Origin of the sequence: Acinetobacter terrestris (genome assembly GCF_004331155.1) — a bacterium.
Lineage (GTDB): Bacteria > Pseudomonadota > Gammaproteobacteria > Pseudomonadales > Moraxellaceae > Acinetobacter > Acinetobacter terrestris.
Map to the genome: position 1 here is coordinate 1 of NZ_SJNZ01000048.1, position 8,808 is coordinate 8,808.

Annotated in this window: 8 protein-coding genes and 2 pseudogenes; 6 read left to right on the top strand and 4 right to left on the bottom strand. The window is 39.5% G+C overall.

Annotated elements, in window-relative coordinates; all coding sequences use genetic code 11:
• Positions 1-258, top strand: a pseudogene (locus E0H81_RS15725) (transposase); the annotation flags it as partial.
• A gap of 282 nt (positions 259-540) precedes the next feature.
• Positions 541-747, top strand: a pseudogene (locus E0H81_RS15730) (antibiotic biosynthesis monooxygenase family protein); the annotation flags it as partial.
• A gap of 256 nt (positions 748-1,003) precedes the next feature.
• Here E0H81_RS15730 and E0H81_RS15735 read toward each other — a convergent pair.
• Positions 1,004-1,882 carry an energy transducer TonB gene (locus E0H81_RS15735; RefSeq protein WP_131269562.1) on the bottom strand — a complete coding sequence of 293 codons (879 nt, stop codon included), beginning with the start codon at positions 1,880-1,882 and terminating at the stop codon, positions 1,004-1,006.
• A 245-nt stretch (positions 1,883-2,127) separates the two neighbouring features.
• Between E0H81_RS15735 and E0H81_RS15740 the strand changes: the two genes are divergently transcribed.
• The 3 genes from E0H81_RS15740 to E0H81_RS15750 all read left to right on the top strand — a co-directional run bounded on the left by E0H81_RS15740 (position 2,128) and on the right by E0H81_RS15750 (position 4,352).
• Positions 2,128-2,805 carry a hypothetical protein gene (locus E0H81_RS15740; protein ID WP_131269563.1) on the top strand — a complete coding sequence of 226 codons (678 nt, stop codon included), beginning with the start codon at positions 2,128-2,130 and terminating at the stop codon, positions 2,803-2,805.
• Between the two features lie 166 nt (positions 2,806-2,971).
• Positions 2,972-3,685, top strand: coding sequence for a DUF3108 domain-containing protein (locus E0H81_RS15745; protein ID WP_131269564.1), 714 nt, complete (start codon positions 2,972-2,974; stop codon positions 3,683-3,685).
• Positions 3,686-3,776: 91 nt separating this feature from the next.
• Positions 3,777-4,352, top strand: a complete 576-nt coding sequence (locus E0H81_RS15750) for a xanthine phosphoribosyltransferase (protein WP_131269565.1) — start codon at positions 3,777-3,779, stop codon at positions 4,350-4,352.
• A 249-nt stretch (positions 4,353-4,601) separates the two neighbouring features.
• On the opposite strand, the gene E0H81_RS15755 is transcribed toward E0H81_RS15750, so the two are convergent.
• The 3 genes from E0H81_RS15755 to E0H81_RS15765 form a co-directional block, all read right to left on the bottom strand.
• Positions 4,602-5,264, bottom strand: a complete 663-nt coding sequence (locus E0H81_RS15755) for a hypothetical protein (RefSeq protein WP_131320252.1) — start codon at positions 5,262-5,264, stop codon at positions 4,602-4,604.
• Between the two features lie 84 nt (positions 5,265-5,348).
• Positions 5,349-6,554 carry a CsgG/HfaB family protein gene (locus E0H81_RS15760; protein WP_131320255.1) on the bottom strand — a complete coding sequence of 402 codons (1,206 nt, stop codon included), beginning with the start codon at positions 6,552-6,554 and terminating at the stop codon, positions 5,349-5,351.
• A complete protein-coding gene (locus E0H81_RS15765; protein WP_131269568.1) occupies positions 6,548-6,931 on the bottom strand; it encodes a hypothetical protein in 384 nt (127 codons plus the stop codon). The genes E0H81_RS15760 and E0H81_RS15765 overlap by 7 nt, the downstream gene beginning before the upstream one ends.
• Positions 6,932-8,101: 1,170 nt before the next feature.
• Here E0H81_RS15765 and E0H81_RS15770 point away from each other — a divergent pair.
• Positions 8,102-8,808, top strand: a 707-nt coding sequence (locus tag E0H81_RS15770) for a KGG domain-containing protein (protein ID WP_214613821.1), incomplete at its 3' end; no start/stop codon positions are given.

Sequence of the window (8,808 nt, forward strand, 5' to 3'; positions counted from 1 at the left end):
GCGATTTTAAGACGGCTCCTGATCAGCAGTATGGCGTGTGTGCTGACTTGGCGAATACAGCGTTCTGAAGATGAACAAAATCAGAAAATTCGTATATTTCTGGCCCGTCTTTCAGGCCGACAGCAGAAGAGAGGTAAGTTGGAAAGTGCACCTGCAATATTGGCAGGACTTTCGATTTTACTGAACACTCTTCAACTGCTCTCAGAATATTCAATAGATGAACTGAATGAAATCGCAACAATTGCATTAGGTACCTAAAGATGTGTAGATACCTATGCCTTAAAGGAGAGGGAACTTTCAATATTAATTTAACATCAATAGTCCTTTATCCCTATGGGATGAGGAATATATTCCGCAAGAGGATGAGGGTAAATCTCATAAATTTTTCATCCTTCTTAGCCCAACAATCTTCTAAAAACATAGAAGAATTTTCTTTTTTATTCATGCCTTTTTAAATCATATTCACTGCTCTTTGCTTGCAAAAGAAACACCTTATCTCTTATAAAAGAACAGACTTAATAAAATAAAAAACTATCCACAATGAAATACCTTGTTATTTTTAAAGCAAAAATAAATATCCTTGATGATGAATATTCCAGAACAGCCCAACTGTTACGTGAAAAAGCACTGACACAATTTAATTGCCAAAAATTTGAAGCGATCACTAAAAATGACTTTGAGATTGCTTTGTCGTATTGGAACTCTTTAGAAGATATTCAAACCTGGCATAAATGTGAAATTCATCGAACTTATGCGAACTAAAATAATGAATTCTTTCTCAAGAGATAAAAGAACTTTCTCTCTCCCTCTTGCGTAGCCGTGCTATTCATCTCCCATAGAGAGAAAGCACATTCTTTGTGAAGTTAAAACCAGTGCTCTCTCTCCCCTATAGAATGAGGGTAAATCTAATAAAATTGGATTAGAGGACAGGTTTACGAAACTCAAATTTATTTAGATTGAATCATAATTTTCCTCCCTTTAAAAAAGGGAGATGAGAAGGGATTTAACGCACTTCAAACTCTGCTTCTGCCGGGTCAAAACGCCAGGTACGCACAATGCGCAGTTCTGAAATATCTTTCATGCCTTGATCAAAACCACCAAAGGGTGCCGCTTTACGCACTGATATTTTTGCAGCTTCATCCAATAAGGCATGACCTGAACTGTCAATCAGGCGAATGGCACGAATCCCGCCATTTTTATTCAGAATCACCATTAAACGGACTTCCCCCGCCAAGTGCTGCACTTTTGCAGCATCGGGATAATAACGGTTGCCGTAAAATTCAACTTTTTGACGGAATTTTTCCAAATAGGCTGCTGAAATATCCTGTTTGGCTTGAATGCCATCTACGGTTTTAATTTTTTGCTGACGGCTAAAGTTTTGCTGACGTTGTAAATATTGGGCTTCTAGACTTGCCACCATCGCGGCTTTGGCCTGGAACTGGCTATTCAGGGCTTCCATGGCCTTTTTACGCTGATTCTGTTCAGCTTCCTTTTTCCAGCTTAAAGTCGTCATTAAGACTTTTTCTTCAAAGCTCAGTTCACGCTTTTGCTGTAACCGCTCCAAACTTTCTTGCTGTTGCTCCCCTGCACTTTGCTCAAGCATCGGTGCGGGCATGTCACTTGACATGCGATGCGCTTCACGGAATGTTCCTGAACCTTGCTGATCTGCCTGTGCAAGAAAATCGGCATTTTCAACTTTGTCTTTACTCGGGCGTAAAGTTACCGCAATTTCTTTCACTGCGGCATCACTTTCTGCCGGCATTGCAAATTGCAGAGTCAAAATCACTAAATGTAGAACGGCAGCTAAAATAACTGCACTTGTGAAAATAGGATCTTTCCACCATGCCTGCATAAAAGGTGCAAAACTGATTTTCTTAAGCATCACATTAAACCGACAAAATGCCTGGTCCCCAAACTGCATAAAACAGTATAAAATAAACACAGTCTTCACTTTTGAATAAAAAACGAGAATTCAATCAACAAGCGAACTGTAGACAATTAAAATCATGAAAATGGTGCAATTAATTTTGCTAAACTGCAAGATTGAATAGTTGTATTTTTAATACTTTTCGACAAAATCGATCATCTCTCGAAGCCTAAGAAGATTCACTTGCTAGGATGCCCCATATGCAAACGCTAATATCCAATATCTCGAAACGTATACGTCAAGTGTACCAAAAAGCCGAGGGATTTATTGAAGATGAGCGTGAATTTCCATTATCCCAAGTTTTTCTAAATGCAACCTTTCAGCGTTTTGTGACTGACAATGTCTCCATGTTGAAAGATTTGCATGCCGACCTGCATGATGACTGGCTACGACTATATGCCACGCTGGATGTGAAGGGTCTGTACATCACCCTGTCAGTCGACTTGAAACTGGTACAGATGGAACTGAATAAAGACATCCAGCTGATTGTGTTTGAACAGATTAGCGACACCCAAGTAATCGAAGCAAAATTCAAGAATATCTTTCAAAAACTTGCGGTAAAATTTGCTTTATTTTTCTATCAAAAAGTTTTAAATCAAGATCCTTTGGGCATGATTCTGGAAAAGCTCAATGTCATTAAGGTCAAAGATGATTTATTGCATTTAGACCTCAACCGCTGGCTGGGTAAAAAGCGTTCCATCATCGACACTTTAGCCAAAGTTCATGTCAATCATGCAGTTTTACGTGAAGCTGAACTGGTGGTGATTGGTAATGTGAACTTGACCGCGCTGTTTAGAAAAATGGCAGAAGAACCGGTGGATGACTGGGATATAGCGGATATTTCTGAAACACAAGTCAGCCCGCTTAAGCAAAAATAAGCTGAATTGTTTTGCATGATTAATATCTGTATTTTTAGCTGAAAAAAACTACACAAAGATACAGATTGGATAAAATTTCGAATTTTATCTTCATAATCAAAGCGCATAATAGCAACCAAGCAAAAAATAATGCACTTTATTCAAACTTCATAGGAACACTTTACTTATGGCTCACAATGTATTGAAAACAATCGCGTTAGCATCGGGTGTAAGCACTACACTGTTGTTTGCTGGTTTCTCAAGCCAAGCATTTGCCATGAGTCCATTCCAGGCAAGTTATCAATTTAGCTATAACGGCAAGAATATGGGCTCGGCAACACGTACTTTAAGCAAGTCGGGGAATAACTGGACCTATGTTTTTGCAGCCAAAGCCGGTGCTATGGCATCTGCCACTGAAACCAGCCGTTTCAGTTTAAATGGCAACCAAATCATGTCCAACAGCTTTAACCGTAGCAGCAAAATTTTGGTGCACAACAACACCATGAGCATCAACTTTAATCCGGGTGCCAAAACCATTCACACCAAGAAAGATGACAAAGCACGTTCTTTTGCCTGGAAATCGGGTGTTCTGGACGAACTCAATGCTGAACTGCAACTACGTGAAGATTTAAAAGCTTCAGGCTTAAAATCAAGTTATGCCATTACCGATGCCAAGGAAGTTGAGTCACGTCGCTTTGTAAAACAGGGTTCAGAAAAAGTTAAAACCTCTTACGGGACCTTTGACACCATTAAAGTGGTGATGAAACATGACAAACCAAACCGAGACACGATTTTCTGGTTGGCGCCTAAACTTGACTATGCTCCAGTGAAGGTTTCTCATCAAGATGGTAAAACATCGTACGGTTTGCTGTTAACAGGCTATAAAGGCACAACGAATTAATCGATTTGATCAATTTCGCTTGCATTTTTTGAGAGCCTTTTTAAAATACGCTTTTGCTTGAAAAAGCATCTGCCCTTAGAGGAATTCTCCCGTGCACGCACTAGAACAGAAAATCTTAAGTGAAGGTATCGTTCTATCTGATCAAGTTCTGAAAGTTGATGCTTTCTTGAATCATCAAATTGACCCTGTGTTGATGCAGCAAATTGGTAAAGAGTTTGCTGCCCGTTTTAAAGATGCTGGGATCACCAAGATTATCACCATCGAAGCTTCTGGTATTGCTCCAGCAGTAATGGCAGGTTTAGAACTTGGCGTGCCTGTAATCTTTGCACGTAAATATCAATCTTTGACTTTAAAAGATGATTTATATCGCTCTAAAGTTTTCTCTTTCACTAAACAGATTGAAAGCACCATTGCCATTTCAAACAAGCACATTAGCTCTAGCGATAAAGCCTTAGTGATTGATGACTTCTTGGCAAATGGTCAAGCCGCTTTAGGTCTTGCTGACTTAATTCATCAGGCAAATGCAGAAGTCGTGGGTATTGGTATTGTGATTGAAAAATCTTTCCAGCCCGGCCGCCAACTGTTACTTGATAAAGGTTACCGTGTTGAATCTTTAGCACGCGTAAAATCTTTGGAAAATGGCACAGTTGAATTTGTTCGTGACTGAGTGTCAAATTGATTTTTAAGAAGAGCGCTTAGGCGCTCTTTTTTTTGTTCCATCATCCGCATAAAACTTACTCAATAGCACAGTTTCACATTTTGGATAGAACGAAGGTATAGGCTAAACAGCATTATAACTTTAGTTGATTCATCTGTTTAATCATCCTGAATCAATAGTTTTATGCTATTTTATTTTAAAATAAAGCGGCCTAACTATCTGCCAATAGTTAGACCTGATTTCACCTCGAACAAAACTTTATTTAACCGTCACAGTGATGCTACCGCTATTCACAGCACCGATAGCGGTAGTTGTGATGCTGTTGTTAATAGTAGCTTCTGTTCCTTCTGCAATAGCACTTACAGATGCATCAATAGCACCAGCATTATAGGCAATATTCGCTACACTATAATTGCTTAAAGTTTCATTGATTTCTTCACTGAAACTGGTATCAAGTGCTGTACTCAAAGTATCTGAGATATCTGCACTTTCCTCGTACTCTGATACATCTTCTCCACTGGTCACATTGTCAGTCAGACCAGTAAGGTCAGTGTATTCAGAATCAAGTGTTTCATTTAAGGTGTCCAATGTCACCGTACTCAAGCTACCTTGCTCTATACTAATGCTGCCTGTGTTCGCGGCACCAATAGCTGTAGTTTCAATGGTACCTTCAAGTGAACTGATTGCCTCAGTTGCGTCTGTTGTTACATCTGCAAGTGCTTCTAAATCGACGCTTGCATCAACATCGGCTGTATTGACTGCAAGATTCAGGGCAGAACCATTTGCAACCTGTTGAGAGATCGAATCCAGGGTAGCTTGTAAACCGGTATCTACCTCCACATCCGTTTCTTGAGCATATGCCACACCTGTCCCAGACAAGAAGGCGACAGATAAAGCGATTGTTTTGATAGTATTTTTCATAGTTCTTCTTCCTACTCTTGTTTTGAAGTACCTCTCGCTAAGTACTTCTTCTGATCATGGGAGCGAGCCCACTTTCAAATATTTTTAATCACGTTGAGTGCTTGACCAGTAATTTTCCACAACCTCTGGATTGGCATCCCACAACATTGAACTCTCTTCATCTTCTTTTTCTTTACTGTCTTTTTCTTGAGTATCTTTTTCTTGATTCATTTTTTTTGAAGAAGATGGACGCTGTTTTTTGCTGATATATTTAATCAGCTCCTGTTTGCTCATTTCCGGCTCTGCTTCAGGATTTTGAATCACTTCAGATTCTTTGTTTTTAGGTGGCTTGGTATCTTTACTGGGAGAGTTGGTCGACTTATTTTTCTGGTTGGATGAATCTGTTTCATTGGAAACTGATTCCTGAACAGCACCACCTGAATCTGTGCCGTTTTGCTTCTGGCTTTTTTTGTATTTATACAGGGCAACAGAACTGCGGGTTAAATTTAATCGGCCAAATTCAGGCGGTATTTCCGCACGGCAACTTTCAAATACTGCGGGTGGAACGACCTGGCTGAGCAATTCAAAAGTGGCCAGATTCAACATTTGGCGCAAGGCAAAATTGGTCGCCTCCCGCTCTCCTTTACCAATCTGAATGTTCAACAGCGTACGGCCGGCGAATCTGCCAGCACTAAGGCCATAATCCTGTGCAGCAATCTGCTTCTGTAGTGATACGTTGCCAACAACTTTACTGCTGCGTGTATCGGTGAGAGATAAATCTAAACCGACCATAATTCGGGTTTGACTGTAATTCGGGCCGACACCGGCAATCTGCATGTCAAAACCGCCACCTGGAATAAAATCCAGACTGTTAATACTGCCTGTCACATAATAATCAGAGGCCTGGATCTGTCTTGAATCACGAATCCCCCACTTGGCTTCGCTTTCGATAATACGCGGATCACGCCGGTTCATTAAGCTCACCCCCGCCTGAAACAAGGCAGACTGCACCATGTCTCCCGCACCTTGGGTCACCATTTTTCCGCTACCGCCATTGGTTACGACATCTTTGCCCGTCTGATCCAGAATCGCGCCAACGGAAAAACTGACATCACTACGCAATTGCCCTTTTAAGCAGGACAAAGCCATATCAAAAGGAGTAAAAATATCGGTAATCGGTGGCCCTTGCACCAGACGGACCGGCTTCTTGTTTGCAGGTGCCAAGCCTGTACATCCCGTCAGAAAATAGCTAAACAGGACGCCTACACTTACACAAGACAGGCTTCTTCTGGTTAAGGAAAAATTCAGCATAGCGACTCTCCAGACTGAGTGCTGAGATTAGGACATCGCGGAGTATTTTGATTGGTATTGGAATTTACAGGTGCTTCATTCAGTAATTCACTGGAAATATCTACACCATTATTTGAACCGTCAATATTGATATTATTGGTCGGGGTATTCACCGTGCCGATAGAACTGGTCGAGGTGCTATAATAAGTGGTTTTATTTTTTCCCAACCCGGAATAGTAATCAGACTCCCTAAGTTCGATCAGATTTGCTTGGACTAAATTTTCATTAGAACGGTTACTTGATGTTTTCCAGCGCTGACTCCACTCATCAGATGTCGCATAAGCCTGGCTCAGAAAACATAAACAAAATAAACCAACATGAATCGCTGATATTTTCATAATCTTTAATATCCTTTGATCTAGGATGTTTATTGTTTAACTTATCTAATAAATATTAAATCACATAAAAAAAATAAAATGCGAAACATATCACTATTTTCTAATTTTCCATTCTCGGTAAGAAAAACATCTCATTGTTTTAAATATTATTTTATTTTTTATTTTTTATTTTTTAATTGTAAGAAATCATTATATAAAAAAATTTAAATTTTAAAATTCACATTAATTATTTAATTAAATTAATATATTTTTTATATCAAAAATAATGAAAATTTGGGTGAAGAAAAATTAAATTTATCTGAGCGCTACAGTTTTATAGAGCTGTTAACTCTGACTTTATTCGAACTGTTTTTTAAATACGACTCACATCACACTTTATTAAAAATACAATTAACCAATCATAATCGAGATTAGTTCTCAAAAAATTTCGCCCCAAATGTAGTTTTTTGGAGCATTACAGCGATTTCTAATACGCATATCAACTCTAGAGATCTAGCCTGACTGCTTGATGGCTTGATTGGCAAAGGGTTAAGCAGCCACTTTAGCGGTTACTGAGTTAATTCATCGTAGAAAAACTAAAGTCGCGGCTATGGAGATTGAAACTGAAAAATCCTTCCACCAGATCGCAGCTTGTGACTTGATCAAGATTAGGACGTGTAATCTGTAGCGCGAGCAACATCTTTGAGAAAAACTGTACGGTTGCCTTTTTGTTCATGACTGAATTTGAAAAAAATACTTGGACGTTCTTTTTGATTTAAATATTTGATATTTTTTTATTTTTATTTTTATTTTTATTTTTATTTTTATTTTTATTTTTATTTTTATTTTTATTTTTATTTTTATTTAAATAGTTTTTTATTTTAAAAAATTTATTATAGATATTTTGATTACTAATAAAAAAGAAAACCATAAAATTAATTTTAATTTTTTAACTTATTAACCACTATAAAGTTTCTTCTAGTAAAATTAAGTAGCACAATGTTAATAAAGTTAAATAAGAATAAAATTTTAATGATTAAATTACATGCTCCTATAAATAATCTTTAATATTATTTTTACATTAATAAAAATAGAAACATATAATTCATTCCTTTTTAAATTTACTCCTTCTATCTTGTTCAGGTGGTTTATTCAACACGCTTAGCTAAATAAAAATAGGAAAATATCACTATGGCTACTCAAGATAATGAAAATGATACTTCAAATCGCGGATTTGCAAGTATGGATCCAGATAAGCAACGTGAAATAGCGAGTCGAGGGGGACATGCCGCGCATGAAAGTGGCCATGCCCATGAGTTTTCGTCGGAGGAAGCACGTGCAGCGGGTCAAGCTGCTCATAGAAGTGGAAATGCGCATGAATTTACTTCAGAAGAAGCGCGTAGAGCTGGTGCACGTAGCCATATAAATGATAATTCAGGCGGTCGCGGTCGTGATGATGATGACGATCGTGGCCGTTCAAGTAGTCGGGGCCGTAGCAGTCGTGATGATGACGATGATGATCGTGGCCGTTCAGGTGGTCGAGGCCATGGCCGTGATGACGACGACGATGATCGTGGCCGTTCAGGTGGCCGTGGCCGTGATGATGACGATGACCGCGGTCGTTCAAGCGGTCGAGGCCGTGGTCGTGATGACGACGACGATCGTGGCCGTAGTCGCAGCCGTTATGATGACGACGATCGTGGCCGTAATCGTAATCGCAGTCGTGATGATGACGATGATGACCGTGGCCGTTCAGGCGGTCGAGGGCGTGGCCGTGATGACGACGACGATCGTGGTCGTTCAGGTGGCCGTGATGATGACGACGATCATGGCCGTTCAGGCGGTCGAGGCCGTAGCCGTGATGACGACGACGATCGTGGCCGTTCAGGCGGTCGAGG